Annotated in this window: 19 protein-coding genes; 9 read left to right on the forward strand and 10 right to left on the reverse strand. The window is 54.0% G+C overall.

The genetic code is table 11. The features are described 5' to 3' along the window. Nucleotides 1-34 precede the first annotated feature (34 nt). From panB to panD, 3 genes are all read left to right on the forward strand, one after another. Nucleotides 35-829 (forward strand): 3-methyl-2-oxobutanoate hydroxymethyltransferase, encoded by a 795-nt coding sequence (panB, locus tag Q3V30_RS17430; protein WP_306207869.1) that lies wholly within the window; start codon nt 35-37, stop codon nt 827-829. 15 nt (nt 830-844) lie between these two features. Continuing rightward, nucleotides 845-1,699 carry a pantoate--beta-alanine ligase gene (gene panC, locus Q3V30_RS17435; protein ID WP_306207871.1) on the forward strand — a complete coding sequence of 285 codons (855 nt, stop codon included), beginning with the start codon at nt 845-847 and terminating at the stop codon, nt 1,697-1,699. Nucleotides 1,700-1,760: 61 nt separating this feature from the next. Further along, nucleotides 1,761-2,141 (forward strand): aspartate 1-decarboxylase, encoded by a 381-nt coding sequence (panD, locus tag Q3V30_RS17440; RefSeq protein ID WP_306207873.1) that lies wholly within the window; start codon nt 1,761-1,763, stop codon nt 2,139-2,141. Nucleotides 2,142-2,221: 80 nt separating this feature from the next. Here the strand turns inward: panD and Q3V30_RS17445 are convergent, their stop codons facing one another. From Q3V30_RS17445 to Q3V30_RS17460, 4 genes are all read right to left on the reverse strand, one after another. Then, nucleotides 2,222-4,129, reverse strand: coding sequence for a hypothetical protein (locus Q3V30_RS17445; protein ID WP_306207875.1), 1,908 nt, complete (start codon nt 4,127-4,129; stop codon nt 2,222-2,224). Between the two features lie 244 nt (nt 4,130-4,373). Continuing rightward, complete coding sequence (locus Q3V30_RS17450; protein WP_306207877.1) at nt 4,374-5,387, reverse strand: acyltransferase family protein; 1,014 nt, start codon at nt 5,385-5,387, stop codon at nt 4,374-4,376. A 434-nt stretch (nt 5,388-5,821) separates the two neighbouring features. Then, on the reverse strand, nt 5,822-6,592 hold the full coding sequence (locus tag Q3V30_RS17455) for an ABC transporter permease (protein ID WP_306207879.1): 771 nt from the start codon (nt 6,590-6,592) through the stop codon (nt 5,822-5,824). After that, entirely contained in the window at nt 6,589-7,515 is a 927-nt protein-coding gene (locus tag Q3V30_RS17460; protein ID WP_306207881.1) for an ABC transporter ATP-binding protein, read from the reverse strand. The genes Q3V30_RS17455 and Q3V30_RS17460 overlap by 4 nt, the downstream gene beginning before the upstream one ends. A gap of 107 nt (nt 7,516-7,622) precedes the next feature. Between Q3V30_RS17460 and can the strand changes: the two genes are divergently transcribed. Further along, nucleotides 7,623-8,297 carry a carbonate dehydratase gene (can, locus tag Q3V30_RS17465; RefSeq protein WP_306207883.1) on the forward strand — a complete coding sequence of 225 codons (675 nt, stop codon included), beginning with the start codon at nt 7,623-7,625 and terminating at the stop codon, nt 8,295-8,297. 72 nt (nt 8,298-8,369) lie between these two features. Here the strand turns inward: can and hpt are convergent, their stop codons facing one another. Then, nucleotides 8,370-8,906, reverse strand: coding sequence for a hypoxanthine phosphoribosyltransferase (gene hpt, locus Q3V30_RS17470; RefSeq protein ID WP_306207885.1), 537 nt, complete (start codon nt 8,904-8,906; stop codon nt 8,370-8,372). A 253-nt stretch (nt 8,907-9,159) separates the two neighbouring features. Between hpt and Q3V30_RS17475 the strand changes: the two genes are divergently transcribed. Beyond that, nucleotides 9,160-10,443, forward strand: coding sequence for a cystathionine gamma-synthase family protein (locus Q3V30_RS17475; protein ID WP_306207888.1), 1,284 nt, complete (start codon nt 9,160-9,162; stop codon nt 10,441-10,443). A gap of 39 nt (nt 10,444-10,482) precedes the next feature. Here Q3V30_RS17475 and Q3V30_RS17480 read toward each other — a convergent pair whose 3' ends face one another. Together Q3V30_RS17480 and cueO are read right to left on the reverse strand one after the other, a co-directional pair. Beyond that, entirely contained in the window at nt 10,483-11,448 is a 966-nt protein-coding gene (locus Q3V30_RS17480; RefSeq protein ID WP_306207890.1) for a glycosyltransferase family 8 protein, read from the reverse strand. A 398-nt stretch (nt 11,449-11,846) separates the two neighbouring features. Further along, a complete protein-coding gene (gene cueO / locus Q3V30_RS17485; RefSeq protein WP_306207892.1) occupies nt 11,847-13,523 on the reverse strand; it encodes a multicopper oxidase CueO in 1,677 nt (558 codons plus the stop codon). 187 nt (nt 13,524-13,710) lie between these two features. Here cueO and Q3V30_RS17490 point away from each other — a divergent pair, with 187 nt between their 5' ends. The 3 genes from Q3V30_RS17490 (at nt 13,711) to speD (ending at nt 15,857) form a co-directional block, all read left to right on the forward strand. Then, nucleotides 13,711-14,058: a YacC family pilotin-like protein gene (locus Q3V30_RS17490; RefSeq protein WP_306207894.1), complete on the forward strand. Its 348-nt coding sequence runs from the start codon at nt 13,711-13,713 to the stop codon at nt 14,056-14,058. Nucleotides 14,059-14,166: 108 nt separating this feature from the next. After that, the gene (gene speE, locus Q3V30_RS17495; protein ID WP_306207896.1) at nt 14,167-15,036 is read left to right on the forward strand and encodes a polyamine aminopropyltransferase; all 870 of its coding nucleotides are present in this window, start codon (nt 14,167-14,169) and stop codon (nt 15,034-15,036) included. Nucleotides 15,037-15,050: 14 nt separating this feature from the next. Next, nucleotides 15,051-15,857, forward strand: a complete 807-nt coding sequence (gene speD / locus Q3V30_RS17500) for an adenosylmethionine decarboxylase (protein ID WP_306207898.1) — start codon at nt 15,051-15,053, stop codon at nt 15,855-15,857. A gap of 63 nt (nt 15,858-15,920) precedes the next feature. Here speD and Q3V30_RS17505 read toward each other — a convergent pair whose 3' ends face one another. From Q3V30_RS17505 to dtnK, 3 genes are read right to left on the reverse strand one after another with little or no spacing between them, the layout of a single operon-like run. After that, nucleotides 15,921-16,685 (reverse strand): DeoR/GlpR family DNA-binding transcription regulator, encoded by a 765-nt coding sequence (locus tag Q3V30_RS17505; RefSeq protein WP_306207900.1) that lies wholly within the window; start codon nt 16,683-16,685, stop codon nt 15,921-15,923. A gap of 6 nt (nt 16,686-16,691) precedes the next feature. Continuing rightward, complete coding sequence (locus Q3V30_RS17510) at nt 16,692-17,672, reverse strand: D-threonate 4-phosphate dehydrogenase (RefSeq protein WP_306207901.1); 981 nt, start codon at nt 17,670-17,672, stop codon at nt 16,692-16,694. Then, nucleotides 17,665-18,972 (reverse strand): D-threonate kinase, encoded by a 1,308-nt coding sequence (gene dtnK / locus Q3V30_RS17515; RefSeq protein WP_306207903.1) that lies wholly within the window; start codon nt 18,970-18,972, stop codon nt 17,665-17,667. Before dtnK ends, Q3V30_RS17510 begins: the two co-directional genes overlap by 8 nt. A 209-nt stretch (nt 18,973-19,181) precedes the next feature. Here dtnK and Q3V30_RS17520 point away from each other — a divergent pair, with 209 nt between their 5' ends. Then, nucleotides 19,182-20,330, forward strand: coding sequence for an iron-containing alcohol dehydrogenase (locus Q3V30_RS17520; RefSeq protein ID WP_306207904.1), 1,149 nt, complete (start codon nt 19,182-19,184; stop codon nt 20,328-20,330). The last annotated feature ends 2 nt before the right edge of the window (nt 20,331-20,332 follow it).

A 20,332-nucleotide genomic window follows, 5' to 3' on the forward strand; every position in this document is an offset into this window, starting at 1 on the left:
ATACGCCCACGAAAACTCGCTTAAAGAGGTTGTCATGAAACCGACCACGGTCTCTACCCTTCGCCAGTGGAAAAAAAGTGGCCGAAAATTTGCCTCGATCACCGCTTATGATTTCAGCTTTGCCAGACTGTTTGCCGACGAGGGCATTCAGGTGATGCTGGTGGGCGATTCGCTTGGCATGGTGGTTCAGGGGCACGACTCTACCCTTCCGGTAACCCTCGCAGATATTGTCTACCATACGCAAAGCGTCAGACGCGGCGCCCCTTCGGCGCTGCTGCTTTCTGACCTGCCGTTCATGACCTATGCCACCCCGGAACAGACCTTTGACAGTGCGGCTCAGCTGATGCGCGCCGGTGCCAATATGGTCAAACTGGAAGGCGGCAAATGGCTGGCTGAGACGGTGAAGCAATTAACCGAGCGTGCCGTCCCCGTTTGCGGCCATCTGGGCCTGACGCCGCAGTCCGTTAATATCTTCGGCGGTTACAAAATTCAGGGGCGCGAGAGCGAGGCCGCAGAGACGTTGCTGGCGGATGCGCTTGCGCTGGAGGCAGCAGGCGCACAGATGGTGGTGCTGGAATGTGTGCCGGTGGCGCTGGCTAAGCGGGTGACCGAAGCGCTCACCATTCCCGTGATCGGTATTGGCGCGGGCAACGTGACCGACGGCCAGATCCTGGTGATGCATGATGCGTTTGGCATTACCGGCGGCCATATTCCTAAATTCGCCAAAAATTTCCTCGCTGATACCGGCGATATCCGCGCTGCCGTCAGGCAATACCTGATGGAAGTGGAAGCAGGGACCTACCCTGCCGAAGAACACAGTTTTCACTAATACAGGAGAAGGTCTGTGCTGATTATTGAAACATTGCCCATGCTGCGCCGGGAAATTCGTCGCTGGCGCCAGGATGGCAAACGCATCGCTCTGGTTCCCACTATGGGTAACCTGCATGATGGCCATATGACGCTGGTAGATGAAGCACGTGAACAGGCGGACATTGTGGTGGTCTCTATCTTTGTGAACCCGATGCAATTTGAGCGCCCTGACGATCTGGCCCGCTATCCGCGCACGCTGCAGGAAGATTGCGAGAAGCTGAATCGCCGCAAGGTGGATCTGGTCTTCGCGCCCGCGCCTGGCGATATCTACCCTACGGGCCTGAGCGAACAGACGTTTGTTGAAGTGCCGGGCCTCTCCACGCTGCTGGAAGGCGCCAGCCGTCCGGGTCACTTCCGTGGCGTATCAACCATTGTCAGTAAGCTCTTTAATTTGGTGCAGCCGGACATGGCGCTGTTTGGCGAAAAAGATTATCAGCAGCTGGCGCTGATCCGCAAAATGGTGGCGGATATGGGCTACGACATCACCATTATTGGCGTGCCGACCGTGCGGGCGAAAGATGGTCTGGCACTCAGCTCCCGCAACGGCTATCTCACCGCAGATGAGCGCAAGCTGGCACCTGCGGTCAGCAAAGTGATGAACAGCATGGCGGCGCGCTTGTCCAACGGTGAACGGCATATTGAGGAGATCGTTGCCGAAGCGGAAACCGCGCTCGCCGTACAGGGCCTGCGGGCTGACGGGTTGGCAATTTGCGATGCTGATACGCTGCTGCCGCTCAATGTCGACAGCCAGCGGGCGGTGATCCTGATGGCGGCCTGGCTGGGTAAAGCTCGCCTGATTGATAATCAGCAGGTTGATTTAACGCAGTAACAAACTTCCGGACGCGGCGATGCTGGCGTCCTTTTTGTTCTCCGGGAAAGGTAACAAGGTTATGAACCGTACTATGCTGCAGGGCAAACTCCACCGGGTGAAAGTGACCCAGGCGGATTTGAACTATGAAGGCTCCTGCGCCATCGATCAGGATTTTCTCGACGCTTCCGGCATTCTGCAATATGAGGCGATCGACATCTACAACGTGACCAACGGTCAGCGTTTCTCAACGTATGCCATCGCGGCTGAGCGCGGCTCGAAGATCATCTCCGTGAATGGCGCAGCCGCCCGCTGTGCCTGTGAGGGGGATATTCTGATTATCTGCTCTTACGTCACGATGCCCGATGCAGAGGCCCGTGAGTGGCAGCCTAAAGTGGCCTACTTCGAAGGCGACAACGTAATGAAGCGCCTGGCAAAAGCCGTTCCGGTACAGGTTGCCTGATCCTCGGGCGGGGGATCGCTCCCCCGCTCTTCTCACGGCAGACTCTGCCTCCTCTGTTTCACACTGTCATACCTTCAAATTCAGGCCTGCTTACTTTTCCCCAGGGGCTGCATCTCAATGTTTTCGCCTGCGGGCGGTGCGGCGGTGCGGGAACTGCCCGGTGCAGCTGAAGAGGATGCTGTTTGTGCGGCAGGCTGGGATGGTGAAGACTGAGCGGAGGGCTGCGGTCTCGCCTGCGCCGTAGTTTGTGAAGCAGAAGCCTGAGCGGAAGGCTGTGGTCTCGTCTGTGACGTGGCCTGTGACGCTGAAGCCTGTGCGGCTGACGGCGGCGGTGCCGCGGGGCGAGAGGTTGAAGCCTGAAACGTCGGCTGAGGCATCGCCGGTGCACTGGGCTGCGATGAGGCCTGAAGCGTTGGCTGCGGTGCGGTCGGTGCCGCAGTCTGACCCGCGGTGGCTGGCATTGCCTGTCCCGGTTGTGACGAGGAAGTTAACCGCTGCCTGACCTGCTCGCTCGTCCACTGCCGGGCATTGCTCATGGTACCAGAAACACTACTTTTCGCGCTGCTCAGGCCACTCCCTACTGCATTGCCGGTTTTGACTGCCCCATCTGCAAATGCGTTAGCCTTTTTTATAAACTGACTTTTGGTCGCTACTGCCGTTTCTACGGTAAACTGCCCCGTTGCTTTCGCCCCACGTTGCACCACATCCACGCTTTTATCCCTGATTTCGCCGGTTTTCTGCCCTAACACGCTATTTACTACCTTATCCGCAAGGTGATCTACCGCCTCATCATTACGTGTGGGAGCCGGTCCTGCCAGCGCCCCTGCCACCCCCTGGAAGGCATAAGCCAGTCCCGCGCCTACCAGATTGATAGCCTGATCCGCAGCAATGTCTTTCATGTTTGTGAGGTCTCCTGCCCCTAATCGATTGGTCAACTCATCGATCGCGGCGGAAGAAGCGGAACTCACTGCCTCACCTACTCCAGTGTTGCGCGCGGCATACCGCACTGCGGCATTTAAGCCAAGCCCCAGGGCTAAAGCGCCGATTTCTGCCAGCATATTTCCTGAAACGACGTTTAACACTCCCTTTGCATAGTTACTGGGCTTTGCCACGCTGACCAGCAGCGTTTTTAGTCTTTCCGCTCCGCCTGAGCTCATCTGCTGTTTTACACTGGTGTTTTTCAACGCCACATATTGTGCTTTCCAGTCGGTTCTTCCCAATAAGTATTCGGGACCATGAGAAGCACTGAATTTGTTCGTTAACACGCCACCCGCTGCTCCAGCCGCCAGACTCAGTACGTTACTGGTATGGGAGACGGCCTGCGGATTATTGTGCGTTAACGTAGCCACGGTTCCGACAACGGCGTTACGGCCGTTAAAACCCTGACTACCTAATGGGGCCAGTCTCAGGCTTTCCCCCAGCCCCTGACGTTTTTTAAGCATTTCCTGCATCTCTGGTTCCAGTTTTTCCGCATCGGCTGCCATCCACAGGGAATCCTTGACCACCGGAGCAAAGACCTTATCGCCTACCGATTTGAGCACCATTGCCGTGGCGCCATCAATCGCTGCCCCCTGCCCCTCTGACTTCATAGAAGCCCCGGCAATATTGGCCCCTAATTTAATGGCACCCGCAGGGTAGCCAGAAATGGAAAATGGAAAAGCTTTAACGGCACTCCCCACCGCCTCACTGATATTATCCATTTTCAATCCTTTCGCCATCGTGGCAGCAACGTCTTCCGCTGTTTCCCCCATCTCGTGCAGTTCACTGGCACGATCCTGAACAAGATGATTCAGATCGCCGCCGCCAGGAAAATAGTGATGCAGCTGGGTAGCAATATTATTAATGGCCTGCTGACGCGCAGCGTCTGCGGGAGTGGGAGCCGCGGTCGAGGGACCGGCGGTGGCGGTGTGTCGGGCACGGGTTCCGCTGGATGTCGCCTGTCCTGAAGCGTGGGTGACAGAAGTAGGTAATGAGTTGATACCAGCCATAAGCATGTTCCAATGTTAAGCAAGTGGATAACAGGCTTGCAGCCTGCCTGAGTTATCGTGACAACACCGGCGCACACTAAGACCAGTACTACGTATTCGCGATATGTGTGTGTGGCGTCAAAAGAGAGAAAGTTTGCGGCGGGATAAGGTTTACTTATATTTAGTGATCGACATCAAATAATCGGGCAGGTTTTCGCGGCAAACAACAGGCGCCCACTCAGGGGTGCCTGTTGAAAGGGGGAGACTAATGAGCAAGCGTGGCGGTATTTTTTGGCGTTTTCTTCAGGGTGAAGAGGAAGTTCAGCATGCCTCTTCGGCGTAACCAGCAAATACTTAACGGCAGCAGCAGGGCACACAGGAAAGCGGCAACAAATTTAAGATCGTTAATCACCATTTTCTCACTGGTGAACTTCACCGCTTTAGCAAATACCTGGATCGCCAGATAGTGCGAAAGATAAAACACAATGGAGTTGACGCCGACAAAGTGCACCAGCTTCACATTGGTATGTAATGCCACAAAGATAAACAGTGGAATGGAACAGAGCGCCAGCGGGGCCATCAGCTGCCACTCCATACCGCTCTCTGAAAGAAAATTAACGGAAGACAAAGCGATAAAGCAGAGCGCCGAGGGCAGCAGCACCATTTTTTTGCTCACTATGCCGGGAATATCGACCTGCCGGTGTACCAGTAAATCCCCAAGATAAAAGAATGGGAAGAGGTAAAATGAGCGGTTGATATGGCCGTTATCAAAACTGGAAAAGAGGCTGCCGGCGGGAATTTCAGGGAGCGTATAACTGAGGATCAGCGCCACTGGAATAACGATATAAAAAGGAATGCGACGCACCCAGGGAATAACGAGGAAAAAGATAAACAGCGAGTGCAGAAACCAGGTAATATCACCGCCGCCGCTTAAATGTGACAGGACAATATTAAGGGGGGACTGCGGATTATTAGAGACCGAATTAAAGAGCAGCTTCAGCCCGCCATAAATCCCTACCCAGATAATAAAGGGGTAGAGAATGCTCTTCACTTTGTTTTTCACAAAGAGATCAAGGCCTTTTCTCAGTCCGCTCTCGACAAAAAGGCCCGAGACAAAGAACATCAGTCCTAATCTTACCGGCTCCAGCAGATGGTTAACGACGTCCGTTACTACGGTGAGGTGCCCGGCATTGCCGTTAACAGCAATTGTGCTGTGCAGGAAAATCACGGCGAGCACACTCATCCCCCGCAGGTTATCCACCCATGTCAGTCTGTTCATATTTTTCCCCGAGCCAGAATTTTTTCAAAAAAAAGCGAGCCGCCTTATGGCTGAAATTATTATGGCCATAAAGTTATACAGACTCTGATAAGCAGGGTTTATTATACATATCCTGACAATCGATAAAATGATCCGAACCGATATTCACAATAAATGAGAATATGCTTAATTGACCCATAATATTGTTTAAAATAATTACTCAGTTAATTCTTAGAATAAGAGAATAAGATTAAACATTATGAACAATACCTTATAAGTCAGGTTCAGCTTAATTTAAAGTGGTACTGTTAATTTTATTACCAGCGGTATGATAGTCATTGCCAGTGAGAAAATAAGTGAAAGAGAAAATCAGGAAAGAAAAAAGAATCGGGAGGTGAAGCGAATGATTTTGTTTACTATCCCTTCCCGTGGCGGGAAGGGATTAACGGAAACGTTTAGGTACGTAAGCCTCTGCCGCGCTGGATTAGCACCCAGACCAGAATGTAAAACACCACAATAAAGGCCACTAATACGCCCAGCGTAAACACCAGCGGCACGTCAGAAATACCCAGGAAGCCATAACGGAAGCCGCTGATCATGTAGACGATGGGATTCAGCTTTGACACCATCTGCCAGAAGGGCGGCAGCAGCGTCAGGGAGTAGAATACCCCGCCCAGATAGGTAAGCGGCGTCAGCACAAAGGTGGGGATCAGGCTGATGTCGTCAAAAGTCCGTGCAAAGACCGCATTCAGCAGGCCCGCCAGCGAGAAAAGGATCGCCGTCAGCAGCAGCGTTACGGCGACCATTGACCATGAATGGACATGGAAAGGAACAAAGAACAGTGAAATAGCCGTAACCAATATGCCCACGCAAACGCCACGCGCCACCCCACCACCTACGTAGCCAGCGATGATTACATGAGTGGGCACCGGGGCCACCAGCAGCTCTTCAATGTTGCGCTGGAATTTAGCGCTGAAGAAGGAGGAAGCGACGTTGGCATAGGCATTGGTGATCACCGCCATCATAATCAGGCCAGGCACGATAAACTGCATGTAGCTGAAGCCGTGCATATCACCAATGCGGGAACCGATTAAGTTGCCGAAGATAATAAAGTAGAGCGTCATGGTGATCACCGGCGGCACCAGCGTCTGGATCCAGATACGGGCGAAACGGTTGATCTCTTTACCCCAGATGCTCTTCAGGGCGACCCAATAAAGATGTGTCATGCTTTCTCTCCTTTGCGACCGTTGACCAGATCGACAAACAGCTCCTCAAGGCGGTTAGCCTTGTTGCGCATACTTAAAACCTGCACGCCCTGATGGCTCAGCTGGCTGAACACGCTGTTCAGCCCCTGCTCGCGCAGCACTTCCACTTCCAGCGTGGCGGTGTCCACCAGCCGGTACTGAAAACCATCCAGCTCGGGTAACGGACTTTTAGGCGCGAGATCGAGAATAAAGGTTTCGGACTTCAGCTTAGAGAGCAGCCCTTTCATAGTGGTGTTTTCCACCAGTTCACCGCGCTGGATAATGCCGATATTGCGGCACAGCATCTCCGCTTCTTCCAGGTAATGGGTGGTGAGAATGATGGTGGTGCCCCTGGCATTCAGATCCTGCAGGAATGTCCACATAGAGCGACGTAGCTCAATGTCTACTCCCGCCGTAGGCTCATCAAGGATCAACAGCTTTGGCTCATGCATCAGCGCACGGGCGATCATCAGGCGCCTCTTCATCCCGCCGGAGAGCATGCGCGCGCGTTCGTTGCGCTTCTCCCAGAGATCGAGCTGCTTGAGGTACTTTTCCGCCCGCTTCAGCGCATCCGGCTTTTCCACGCCATACAGACCAGCCTGGCTGACCACGATTTGCATCACCGTCTCAAACTGGTTGAAGTTGAACTCCTGCGGCACCAGGCCAAGCTGGCGTTTGGCGTTGACCACATCCTGCTGGAGGTCGTAGCCAAACACCCGCACCTTGCCGGCCGTTTTGTTAACCAGCGAGCTGATGATGCCGATGGTAGTGGATTTGCCTGCCCCGTTGGGGCCAAGCAGCGCATAGAAGTCACCGGCTTCTACGTTAAGATCAATTCCCTTGAGGGCCTGAACGCCGCCTGCATAGGTTTTGGTCAGTTTTTCAAGTTCCAGTGCATAAGTCATAGGTAAAAGAGTGCCCTGTTTTGTGTGGTTTTCTTGTTTGCCGTTTTAAATCACGCCGCATTGTCCTATATTACCGCAACGCATTTCGAGTTTTGGTCGACACTAACATGAAAGATATTGATACCCTTATCAGCAACAATCGCCAATGGTCCAAGCTGCTGAAAGAAGAAGATCCTGGCTTCTTTGAGCGTCTGTCACTGGCGCAAAAGCCCCGTTTTCTCTGGATTGGCTGCTCTGACAGTCGCGTTCCTGCCGAGCGCCTGACGGGGCTGGAGCCGGGCGAACTGTTCGTTCACCGCAATGTGGCCAACCTGGTCATTCACACGGATTTAAACTGTCTCTCCGTGGTGCAGTACGCCGTTGAGGTGTTAGAAGTGGAACACATCATCATCTGCGGACATTACGGTTGTGGCGGCGTGCAGGCTGCGGTGGAAAATCCGGAGCTGGGCCTGATCAACAACTGGCTGCTGCATATCCGCGATCTGTGGTACAAGCATAGTTCGTTACTGGGTGAACTGCCGCCAGAAAAACGCTTCGACAAATTGTGTGAAATCAACGTGATTGAACAGGTTTATAACCTGGGCCATTCAACGGTCATGCAGTCAGCGTGGAAGCGCGGTCAGAAAGTGACTATTCATGGCTGGGTTTACGGCATTCAGGACGGCTATCTGCGTGACCTGGAAGTGGCGGCCACTAACCGTGAAACCCTTGAGCAGCGCTACCGTCACGGTATTGCTAACCTGCTCAACGATCTGGAAAGTCCTCGCGACGGCGACGCATAATATAACAGGCCGGGATCGCCGGCCTTAGTCGTTTGTGCGGTGATGCTGAGCGGAAACCTCCGCTCAGTTCAGCTACTCATCCAGCATGACCACTTTGCCCACGTAAGGCAGATGGCGATAGCGCTGCGCATAATCGATGCCATATCCCACCACAAACTCATCCGGAATGGTGAAGCCCACATACTCGACGCCCACCTCCACTTCCCGGCGCTCAGGCTTGTCCAGCAGCGTACAAATAGCCAGGGATTTCGGCTGACGCAGGCTGAGAATTTCACGCACTTTGCTCAGGGTATTGCCTGAATCAATGATGTCCTCAACGATCAACACATCTTTGCCCCGGATATCTTCATCCAGGTCCTTCAGGATTTTCACATCCCGCGTGGTGGACATGCCGCTGCCATAGCTGGAGGCCGTCATGAAATCAACTTCATGCGACACCTCAATTTTACGGCAGAGATCGGCCATAAACATAAAGGAGCCGCGCAGCAGGCCAACCAGCACCATGTCGCTGCCGCTGTCGCGATAGTGTTCGGTAATCTGCTGGCCCAGCTCAGCAATGCGCTCTGCAATCTCCGCTTCGGAGATCATCACTTCTACGGTATGTTTCATAACTTTTGTCGGTTTTGATGGCTTAAGGAAGCAGCGAAGTCTATCACATCTTGCCGCCCCGTTTCCTGTTGTTGCGCAGCACGGGACGGCAATCTTAAAATAGACGTACAGACTTCCAAAGAGGGCATTAGCGATATTTCATCATGCAAAAGGTTTTAACCTTAGAACGATAATTTATTTATTCCCCCCCACCCGCACAGGGTAACGTAAGCTGAACTTACCCCTCTCAGCATGCCTGTCGGCAGGAGATTGCATGGCTTCCTCTCATTCTAAAAAGACCCATATTGGCGCGCGTGAGCTGCATCCGGAAACCCAGATGCTTAACTACGGCTATGATCCCACCTTATCGGAAGGGGCCGTTAAGCCGCCGGTGTTTTTAACTTCAACCTTCGTGTTCACTTCAGCCGAAGAGGGAGAAGCCTTCTTTGATTATGTCTCTGGCCGGAAAGAGCCGCCCGCAGGTGAAGCAAACGGTCTGGTCTATTCCCGTTTTAATCATCCCAACAGCGAAATCGTGGAAGACCGGCTCGCTATTTATGAACGAACCGAGAGCGCGGCCCTCTTCTCCTCCGGCATGTCCGCTATCTCCACCACCCTGCTCACTTTTATCGAACCCGGCGATGCGATTCTGCATTCGCAGCCTCTCTATGGCGGAACCGAAACGCTGCTCAGTAAAACGTTCCGCAAGCTGAACGTGTCGGCGGTGGGTTTTGCTAATGGGCTGGATGAAGAGATCGTCCAGGCAGCAGCCGAACAGGCGATGCAGCAGGGTCGCGTCTCTGTGATCCTGATCGAGTCTCCGGCTAGCCCAACCAACAGCCTGGTGGATATTGCGTTAATCGCGCGGGTGGCGGATGCCATTGAGCGCAAACAGCAGCATCGCCCGATTATTGCCTGCGATAACACGCTGCTGGGGCCGGTTTTCCAGCGCCCCACTGAGCACGGCGCCGATCTGTCGCTCTATTCGCTGACCAAATATGTTGGCGGCCATTCCGATTTAATTGCCGGGGCGGTGATGGGCAGTAAAGCGCTGGTCAGACAGATTAAAGCGTTGCGCAGCGCAACAGGCACGCAGCTTGATCCGCACTCCAGCTGGATGATTGGCCGCTCGCTGGAAACGCTGGCGCTGCGTATGGAGCGGGCAAACGACAATGCTGTTGCCGTGGCTGACTTCCTGCGGGGACATCCCAAAATTGCAAAGCTTCACGCCCTCTCCTTCCTTGAACCCGGCTCTCCGGCTGAAGTGGTCTTCAGCAAGCAGTGCAGCGGAGCAGGGTCAACCTTCTCGTTTGACCTGGCAGGCGGTAAGCAGGCCGCTTTCAACCTGCTGAATACCCTGCAGCTGTTCAAGCTGGCGGTAAGCCTGGGCGGTACGGAATCGCTTGCCAGCCATCCGGCCAGCACCACGCACTCCGGCGTCCCTGCCGACGTACGGGCAAGAATAGGCATCAGTGAATCAACCGTCAGGGTCTCTATTGGGATCGAGAATAAAGAAGATTTGATCGAGGATTTACGGCTGGCGCTGGATCGGCTCTGACCGGGCTTGCTCCGGGTGTAAAGGCTGCACGGGCAGCCTTTACACCGTTTTGCTGCGCAGCTTTTTCGCGATAAATTGATACGTTGAAACAGTCAGCCACCAGGAAGCGAGCACCGGCTGTTTCTTATGCAGCAATTTTTTGGCGTAGTGAAAGGATTCGAAGGCTTTTTTCGGCGGCTCAAGGGGAACATCTTTCCACGGCGACCTGCGGTACATATCGATATAATTTTTGTTATAGCCCGTCTCTTCAATCGAAATACTCCAGGGTTTGGTCTGCCCGGCGTAGTGAATAAAAACGGGCTTTTTCTGGGTGCTTTTGTTCTTTGGAATAAAGTTATACTCCTGCTCCAGGAAAAAGACCTCATCATCCAGAATGATGTTCAGGCAATCCTGATCGGGGAAAGTATATTTTTTATCTTTGATTTTAACAAAGAATTGTTCCGTTACCCCATGATCCCTCCAGGCTTTGGTATTAATCATCATCACACCGGAATTAAAATACTTTTTCTCGCGAGCCAGTCCCAGATAAGTCAGGTACTCTTTGTTCATCCCCTTATCCTGCACTGCAGCGATTGTATAGTCAGCCATATCAATGGCTAACAGCGGTTTAATGCTGCCATTACAGACAATATCGCAGTCCAGATAGAGCAGTTGGCTGACCTCATCATGCAGGATAGTTGAGGCAACGACCCGATAATAGATCGATTTTGGGTAAAAGTCGTACACCTGCAGCCCGTCAAAAACCTTGTTATTTAACAGGTAGATAACCACGCTGATATTGGGGTGGTCAGTAAAGAAAGAGGCGGGAAAAAGCTTGCTGTACTCATCAGTAAAGATATGGAAAGTCAGGTTCAGCTCTGGGTTCATCTGCGCGATGGAAAAGAGGCAGACGCCACAATAGGTGAGATATCGCTTGTCAGTGGTAAATAAAATATTTATATCCGCAACAAAATTCTTGTTGTCTGCATAGACGATCCTTTCCTTTACCAGATCATGTTTATTCATAAGGAGGGTAACTTCAGGTTGCTGAATTTGAGTTAACGTTATGGCTGCTCATCTTATGAGTCAATGTAAAAACCAGCGGGTAACTTAATGCAAATCAGGCAAATAAGAAAATACTCAGGCAGGGCCAGTTTATTACAGAGTCGCCAGCATCTTCAGACTCTGATTATAAATAATGGAATAAATAATAAGGCAAAATTAATTAACAGCTTAAAACTATTAACAGCGCCATTCTAAATTTCTTCCTTCTCAGGCTAATCCTAACCAGTAAACAGTGGCCCTCTTTTAAAGAGGGCCAGAAGCTGGACGTTTTTAGGATTTTTCATTAGGGGTCTGGCTAACAGAGAAAGCCGTTTTATCATCTGCTTCCTTACGCATCCCCTTATCAACGACTGTACAAATTATGCCGTCCCTTCGTCACTCACGGTGAACCCGGTCATCATACCGGTATCCTCATGCTCCAGCAGGTGGCAATGCGCCATATAGGCGTGCTCTTTGCTGGCCGTGTGATCGAAACGGACCAGAACCTCGCTGCGCCAGCCCTCCACACGTACGATATCCTTCCAGCCGCTGCGGTGCGGTGCCGGCGGCTTGCCATTTTCAGAGAGAATGCGGAACTGCATGCCATGTATATGGAACGGGTGCAGCATCTCATCCCCTTCACCAGAGATCGTCCACTTCTCGACAACGCCACGCTTTACGTCAAATGCGGGCTGCGACATATTGAAGGCCGTCCCGTTGATCTTATTGCCGTTGTGGAAATCATAAGCCGCCGTCCGCGATTTTGCCTCTGCCGACGAATGATCCATACCGGCCTGATTCATCTGGCTGTGATCCATGCCGCCCGCAGCACTCTGATTCGCCATTGTGCCGTGGTCCATACCGGCCATCTCGCTCTCTCCGCCAGCAGACTCATCATCATGCGCATCGCCACTCATCCCCGCCATGGCCGCATGACCATATTTCTCCATCAGCGCCAGCATGCCGCGGCGATCGAGTTCAGGATCCATCGTCAGCTGAAGCCAGCGCTCTTTTATTCCCTGCGTTGCCGGTAAGGCTGGCAGATCGACCAGCTTATCCGGCAGCGTACCGCTGGCTAAAATTTGCAGCGGAACGATATGCAGCACCGGCAGCGGCTGATTGAAAGGCGCCAGCGACATGCCCATCTGACGGACGGGCAGCGTCTGTAAATCGAAGGCTTTGCCGTCGTGAGTATCAACAAGGATTTCAAAGCGCTCACCGGGCATCATCGCCAGCTCGCTCATCTGCACCGGCTCAGCAAGCAGCCCGCCGTCGCTGGCAATGACATACATCGGGCGACGATCGCTGGTTGTCAGATTCAGCGAGCGGGCATTGCAGCCGTTCAGCAACCGGAGACGTAGCCAGCCCCGCGGCACCGCGTGCTGAGGAAAGATCTCGCCGTTGGTGAGCATGGTATCGCCAAACCAGCCTACCGCCGCGCTCATGACGTCCAGCTCGTACTCTATTTTGCTGCCGTCGCTGTTTAACCGCTTATCCTGCAAGATGACCGGGATGTCATCCACGCCCCAGATTTTGGGCAGCAGCAGCTTTTCACCCGCGATATCTTTAACGACGATCAGCCCCGCCAGCCCCTGTGCGACCTGATACCCTGTTCTGCCATGCAGATGGGGATGAAACCAGCAGGTTGCTGAAGGTTGACTGGGAGTGAAGGTCACCGTACGGCTCTCGCCTGGCGCAATGACCGCCTGTGGCCCACCGTCCACGTCGCCCGGGATAGCTAAGCCATGCCAGTGAACAGTGGTGGCTTCCGGCAGCGTATTGCGCACGTTAAGCGTCACCGGCTTACCGCTTTCCAGCTCTATAGCAGGGCCAAGCAGATCGCCGTTGTAGCCCCAGGTTGGAACGGTTTTGCCACGCCACACTTTACTGCCGGTACGGGCAGTAATGTTCATCACGCCGCGTGGATCGGGCGTTAAAAGCTGCGGAATGGGCAGTTCCGGACGACGATCGTCAGCGAGGGCAGTGCGGCTCCATAAAGGTAGCGCGCTGGCAGCACCCATTGCGGCGGTTAGCTTAATAAAATCACGACGTTGCATAATCCTAATCCAGACTTAGCAGGAAATTCTTATCGGGAAGCATAAACCCTTCCCTACCGGGAAGGTCAAGCGTTGCTGTCCGGCGGCAGAGAAAATGACCTTATCCGGCGTTTTCTGCCGCAAAATTGTCTGAACCCTGCGAATAACTGTGCTAACGTCACTCTATTACAATCGATTGAGATCAATTATGAAGAAGAGCATCAAGGCTCTGTTGTTACTGAGTCTCTTTGGCTTCTCGTCGACAAGTTTCGCACTTAGTGAGTCAGAAGCTGAAGATTTGGCGGATTTGACGGCGGTCTTTGTCTACCTGAAAAATGACTGTGGTTATCAGGATCTCCCGGATGGCCAGATCCGCCGGGCGCTGGTCTTTTTTGCTCAGCAGAATCGTTGGGATTTGGCGAACTACAGCAGCTTTAATATGAAAGCGCTGGGTGAAGAGAGCTACCGTGACCTCAGCGGTATTGCCGTGCCTAACGACACTAAATGTAAATCTCTGGCACGTGATTCACTCAGCCTGCTCGCCTACGTGAAGTAATCCCCGCTTTTCACCCCACACTGTTGATAATTTGACCGTGCAACCACGGTCAGAGTTAGCTACTATATTGCGCCCATTTTTCGTGGCAGTAATAAGGAGAATTCCACCTTGGCCGATAAAGAGATGTGGTATGAAACCCTTCATACCGGATTTGGACAGTATTTCTCTGTTGATAAGGTTCTGTACCGTGAGCAAACCGCTCATCAGGATCTGGTTATCTTTGAAAATGCCGCTTTAGGCCGCGTTATGGCGCTGGACGGCGTGGTCCAGACCACCGAGCGCGATGAGTTTATCTATCACGAAATGATGACGCACGTTCCCCTGTTTGCGCACGGCAACGCCAGGCGCGTGCTGATCATTGGCGGCGGCGATGGCGCCATGCTGCGTGAAGTGAGCCGCCATAAAGGGATAGAGCAGATCACCATGGTGGAGATCGACGCGGGCGTGGTGACCTTCTGCCAGCAGTATCTGCCAAACCACAGCGCAGGCGCCTATGACGATCCGCGTTTCAGGCTGGTGATTGAGGATGGCGTCAACTTTGTCAGTAGTTGCCGTGAAAAGTTTGATGTGATTATCTCTGACTGTACTGACCCAATTGGTCCGGGCGAAAGTCTGTTTACCTCTGAATTTTATCAGGGCTGCCATCGCTGCCTTAATGAAAATGGCATCTTTGTGGCGCAGAATGGCGTCTGTTTCCTGCAGCAGGATGAAGCCGTTAACAGCCACCGTAAGCTGAGCCACTACTTCAGCGACGTCAGCTTTTATCAGGCCGCGGTCCCGACCTATTACGGCGGCATCATGACCTTTGCCTGGGCCAGCAACAACCCGGCGCTGCGCCAGCTTGATACGACTACGCTGCAGTCGCGTTTCGACGCGGCAAATCTGACCTGTCGCTATTATAATCCGGCGATCCACACTGGCAGCTTTGCCCTGCCGCAATATTTGTTGAATGCGCTGGCTGACCAGCCGGGCATTTAAGGGGGTGAACGAAATTGCAAAAGCTTAAACTACATGGCTTCAACAACCTGACGAAAAGCCTGAGTTTTTGTATCTATGATATCTGCTACGCCAACACAGACGCAGAGCGTGACGGATACATTGCCTACATTGATGAGCAATATAATGCTAACCGCCTGACGGAGATCCTGAGCGAGACCTGTTCGATTATCGGGGCCAACGTCTTGAATATCGCGCGCCAGGATTATGAACCGCAGGGTGCCAGCGTGACCATTCTGGTCAGCGAAGAGCCCGTTGATCCGAAAGATATCGATAACTCGGAACACCCTGGCCCGCTGCCAAACTCGGTGGTGGCGCATCTGGATAAGAGCCATATCTGCGTGCATACCTATCCGGAAAGCCATCCGGAAGGCGGACTGTGCACCTTCCGTGCCGATATTGAAGTCTCCACCTGTGGCGTGATTTCGCCGCTCAAGGCGCTGAACTATTTAATACACCAGCTTGAATCTGACATTGTCACCATCGACTATCGCGTGCGTGGTTTTACGCGTGACGTCAACGGCGTGAAGCACTACATCGATCACCAGATCAATTCGATCCAGAACTTTATGTCTGAAGATATGAAAGCGATGTATGACATGCTGGACGTCAACGTCTATCAGGAAAATATGTTCCATACCAAGATGTTGCTGAAAGAGTTCGATTTAAAACACTATCTGTTCAACACCAAACCGGAAGAGCTGAGCCCGCAGGAGCACAAGCGTATTACCGATCTGTTGTGGAAAGAGATGCGCGAGATCTACTACGGTCGTAACATTCCGGCTGTGGGATTAAAAACGTAGTAAGCATGATAAAACGCAGTAAGCATAAGAAGCGGGTGGCCTGAGGCCGCCCGTTTTTTTGCTTCAGGAATGGGTGAGCGTCAGGCTGAAGGCCTGCCCTCGCAGCGCCGCAAGCCCCTCTTCGCTGAGATGCGAATCGGTAATAATATCGGTGAGATTTTGCAGCGGCGTGACGCAAAACAGTGACCAGGAGCCATATTTACTGCTGTCTGCCAGCAGCACGCGACGGCGGGCATTCCCCAGCAGATCCTCTTTCAGCACCGCCTTCTCCTCCGTAGGTGTGGTAATGCCCTTCTCCAGGCTCCAGGAGTTACAGCTGACAAAGGCCACGTCCGGATAGATGTTCTTCAGCAGCCGTCGGCCATGATCGCCCACGCAGGACTGGCTGGAGTCATCGATGCGTCCGCCAATAATCGTCACCTCTATTTGCTTAAATTCTGACAGGAACAGCGCAATGTGCAGATCGGAAGTGATGACCCGTAGCTGCAGATGGGTCAGCTGACGGGCCAGCTCCAGCATGGTGGTGCCTGCATCCAGAACCACAGAGTCGCCGGACTTCACCAGACTGGCGGCGGCCTGCGCAATGGCCTGCTTTTCAACCAGATTGCGCTGCATCTTCTCAAGCGTGGTGGGCTGCGCAGGAATAAAGCGGTTCAGCGTAACGCCGCCGTGCGAGCGGCTGATAACACCTTCCCGATCTAGCTTGATTAAATCCCGCCGGATGGTAGCTGGTGAGGCAGAAATGGCTGCCACCAGCTGATCGACGGTGACCAGATTATGGCTTTTCAGATAGTCCATAATCTGATCGAGGCGACTTTGTCCCTTCATAGGTCCTTATGCGAGCTGCATAGCTAGCTGAATGGAAATTGCCATGCTCTCAGACTTCGCTTTACCTGTCCAGGCAATATCAAAGGCCGTTCCGTGGTCTGCCGAGGTCCTGATAAACGGCAGTCCGGCGGTGATATTCACCCCATCATAGAAGCCCAGAAGCTTCAGCGGGATATGCCCCTGATCGTGATACATCGCCACCACGATGTCATACTGTCCCTCGTAACACTGCAGGAAAACCGTGTCCGGTGGGCAGGGTCCAGCCACGTTCAGCCCTTTAGCTTTCATCGCCGCAACCGATGGAGCAACAATCTTGATCTCCTCGTCGCCAAACAAGCCATTTTCGCCAGCATGCGGATTGACGCCGGCGACGGCAATGCGGGGATTTTCAAATCCGACGCGCCTCAGGAAGGTGTCTGCCATGCCGATAACCGTTTCAATGCGCTCGCGGCCCAGCGTGTCCAGGAACTTACGCAGCGCAATATGGGTAGTAACGTGAATGACCTTGAGACGGTCGGTATAGAGCACCATCGCATAGTCTTTGCTGTTGGTGAGCTTCGCCAGCAGCTCCGTGTGTCCCGGATAGATATGCCCGGCGGAGTGCAGCGCCTCTTTATTCAGCGGCGCGGTAGCGATCGCCTGAACTTCCCCCGCCATTGCCAGCTCCGTCGCGCGTTTGACGCAGCGGTAGGCTAAATCGCCCGCCTCTCTCTGCACAACGCCCGGCTTCAGCGCCTCCGGATCGGCCAGCGGCTCGTCGATGACGTTGATGATGCCTGGCGCAAAATGGGCGTCGCTGACCTTATCCAGCACGCGTAACTCTGCCTGCGGAGTGATGCCCATCGCCATGATGCGGCGCAGCGTACTGGCGCAGCCTACCACCACGGCTGGCGCCCCGGAAAGCTCGCCTTCAGCCAGTGATTTGATGATGATTTCCGGGCCAATGCCCGCCGGGTCGCCCAGGGTAACCGCAATAATTTTACTCACTCGCCTTCTCCTCAATAAAACGAAAAACGTCCACCAGAGTGGTGTCATCACCAAAACCGCCAGCCTTAGTGAGCACCAGCAGATCGTCTCTTACCTTCAGCAGATGGCCATACGGCACGCAGCCAGCCACCTGCCCTTTAATCTGAAAGCCCTCTGCGCCCAAACCTTTAGCAACAGCGATAGCCACGTCACCGCCTGAGAGATAGAGGGCGGAGGGGGAAAACGCCTGCAGCAGCTCGCGCGTTGAGTCCGCAAGAAAGGCGCAAATCTGGTCGCCCAACTGCTGGCGGCTCAGGTTATAGCGTTCACAGAGTGCGGTAATTTCCTGCCGCTGACCGGACTGCTGGCAGGTTCGGATCACGCAGTGCTCCCCCCGCTGCAGGGCGCTCAAAGCTCGCTGTCGCCAGCGTCCGGCATCCGGCCAGCCGGTAAAAAGTTGTCGGATATCAACATCAACGACGGTAAAGGGGTGATGTGAATCAAGCCTGGCTATCTGCCGTTGCGAGATCTCACTCATCGACCCGATAACAGCCAGCACGGGCGCGCGCCCGATCGCGGGCATCACCACAGGGGCCTCATGGCCTCCGCCCGACAGGGAAAGACTCAGGGCATCGCTCAGCCCGGCAGCCCCCGCCAGCAAGGGACGCTGAGGTAGCTCTGCTGCCGCTGCCATGATGCGCTGCAGATCCTCTTCGCTTTCGGCGTCGATCACGATAAACCGTTCGCCACGCGCCATCGCCCTGGCCAGGACTTGACAGAGATCGGGCTGGCGAACCTGCTGCAAAGAAATCAGCCCGCTGACAAGCCCGCTCTGCTCCGCCAGCCGCTTGCTGACGCTGGCATGAAGGACCGGGGTTTTAGGATCGCTGGCATATTCCGTTTCGGTCAGCAGCACGCCGTTGATAAAGCATTGACCGGCTACCGTGGTGCGCCCCAGCTTAGGTACAGCGGGCACCACCAGTGCAGCAGGCGCCCCGCTGGCAAGCAGCGCTGCTTCAATTTCAGCGCCCGGATTACCGCGCAGCGTGGAGTCCATTTTCTTGAATACCCAGCCCGCCCGGGCGATAGCCTGCCAGCGCTCTACCGCTGAAGAGGTTCGTTCAGCCGCCACCCCGGCGCTGACAGCCCGGCTGTCGGTGCTGATCGCCCAGACGTCCGCCTGCTCGCCCGCAGCCTGCGTAGCAACATCAAACAGGACGTTAACTCTTGCACCCGCGCTGGCAAACCCGCTGCCGGCATCGTTGGCACCGGTAAAGTCATCAGCGACTACCAGCACAGGTGTGCTCCACTGCTGCAACATTTCTTCTCCTGCAATCCTGGCTGAGCGAGAGTCGCTCCGACTGATAATGATTATATTCAATCACGATTGATTATATGTGAGCAAGATCAAATTAATCGAAATCGATTTGTCCTATAAAATTAGGCACTGCTCGTGAGGCTAAGGCGAGTAAATGACGAAATACAATCACCCAGCACCTCCGGGGCGTGGGCAGAGACAAGGTAAGATGAATGAATATCAACAGCACGGTAATCAGTGGCTATCAGACGCTCAATGATATTGGCTATCTGCTTGAGCATAAACAGCACGTCCTGTTAGTGACGGACAAAAACATTGCCGGGATCCCGGTCGTACAGGCGTTGATCAAACAGATCTGCGCAAAAGTGGCAACGGTCAAACTGATCGACTCCGTGCCGCCAGAACCGAGCCAGCACGATGTCGCCGCTATTCTCGCCACCCTGAACACCCAGGGCGTTGATATGGTGATCGGCGTCGGTGGCGGCAGCGTCCTGGACGTGGCCAAGCTGCTCTCTGTGCTGTGCGTGGAGCAGCCTCCAACGCTGGAAGCGCTGCTGGCGGGTGAAAAACCGCAGAGCCGCACCGCTTCCTTACTGATCCCGACGACGGCAGGCACCGGTTCAGAAGCCACCCCAAACGCGATTCTCGCCATTCCGGAAAAAGAGACCAAGGTCGGGATTATCTCTCCGGTGATGCTGCCTGATTACGTGGTGCTGGCACCCGAGCTGACCACCAGTATGCCTGCCCATATCGCCTCTTCCACCGGCATTGATGCGCTGTGTCATTTGATCGAATGCTTTACCGCAACGGTCTCTAATCCGGTCAGCGACAACTATGCGCTGATTGGCCTGAGAAAGCTGTTTACCAGCCTTGAGACGGCGGTGGCCGAACCGCACAACCTGGCGGCACGTCTGGATATGCTTTGGGCCTCTTATTATGGCGGCGCAGCAATTGCCCATGCCGGAACGCATCTGGTGCATGCCATGTCCTATCCGCTGGGCGGCAAATATCACATTCCGCACGGCGTGGCGAACGCCATCCTGCTGGCTCCCTGCATGCGGTTTGTCCGTCCGGCCGCCGTAGCCAAATTCGCTCAGGCATACGATCTGATCCCGCAGGCAGATCTCTCGCTGAGTGAAGAAGAGAAATCCGTAGCGCTGGTGGACTATTTCTCCGCGCTGGTGAAACGGCTGCAGCTCCCTGCCAGCCTGGATGAACTGGGTATCAACGCCGATCACCTGCCCTACCTGGTCGAAGCCGCGCTGGAGGTACAGCGCCTGATGAAAAATGTTCCGGCTCCGGTCACTGCCAGCGACGTCCGCGACGTCTACCTGACGCTGTTCCCGACCCTGACCCACTAACC

The organism is Erwinia pyri (assembly GCF_030758455.1).
GTDB classification, from domain to species: Bacteria; Pseudomonadota; Gammaproteobacteria; order Enterobacterales; family Enterobacteriaceae; genus Erwinia; species Erwinia pyri.

Excerpts from the sequence above, each read along its gene's own strand:
- can (WP_306207883.1), top strand. The coding sequence starts at position 7,623 with ATGAAAGATATTGATACCCTTATCAGCAACAATCGCCAATGGTCCAAG.
- panB (WP_306207869.1), top strand. The coding sequence starts at position 35 with ATGAAACCGACCACGGTCTCTACCCTTCGCCAGTGGAAAAAAAGTGGC.
- panD (WP_306207873.1), top strand. The coding sequence starts at position 1,761 with ATGAACCGTACTATGCTGCAGGGCAAACTCCACCGGGTGAAAGTGACC.
- Q3V30_RS17445 (WP_306207875.1), bottom strand. The coding sequence starts at position 4,129 with ATGGCTGGTATCAACTCATTACCTACTTCTGTCACCCACGCTTCAGGA.
- cueO (WP_306207892.1), bottom strand. The coding sequence starts at position 13,523 with ATGCAACGTCGTGATTTTATTAAGCTAACCGCCGCAATGGGTGCTGCC.
- hpt (WP_306207885.1), bottom strand. The coding sequence starts at position 8,906 with ATGAAACATACCGTAGAAGTGATGATCTCCGAAGCGGAGATTGCAGAG.
- Q3V30_RS17520 (WP_306207904.1), top strand. The coding sequence starts at position 19,182 with ATGAATATCAACAGCACGGTAATCAGTGGCTATCAGACGCTCAATGAT.
- Q3V30_RS17480 (WP_306207890.1), bottom strand. The coding sequence starts at position 11,448 with ATGAATAAACATGATCTGGTAAAGGAAAGGATCGTCTATGCAGACAAC.
- Q3V30_RS17475 (WP_306207888.1), top strand. The coding sequence starts at position 9,160 with ATGGCTTCCTCTCATTCTAAAAAGACCCATATTGGCGCGCGTGAGCTG.
- Q3V30_RS17490 (WP_306207894.1), top strand. The coding sequence starts at position 13,711 with ATGAAGAAGAGCATCAAGGCTCTGTTGTTACTGAGTCTCTTTGGCTTC.
- dtnK (WP_306207903.1), bottom strand. The coding sequence starts at position 18,972 with ATGTTGCAGCAGTGGAGCACACCTGTGCTGGTAGTCGCTGATGACTTT.
- Q3V30_RS17460 (WP_306207881.1), bottom strand. The coding sequence starts at position 7,515 with ATGACTTATGCACTGGAACTTGAAAAACTGACCAAAACCTATGCAGGC.
- Q3V30_RS17450 (WP_306207877.1), bottom strand. The coding sequence starts at position 5,387 with ATGAACAGACTGACATGGGTGGATAACCTGCGGGGGATGAGTGTGCTC.
- Q3V30_RS17455 (WP_306207879.1), bottom strand. The coding sequence starts at position 6,592 with ATGACACATCTTTATTGGGTCGCCCTGAAGAGCATCTGGGGTAAAGAG.
- Q3V30_RS17505 (WP_306207900.1), bottom strand. The coding sequence starts at position 16,685 with ATGAAGGGACAAAGTCGCCTCGATCAGATTATGGACTATCTGAAAAGC.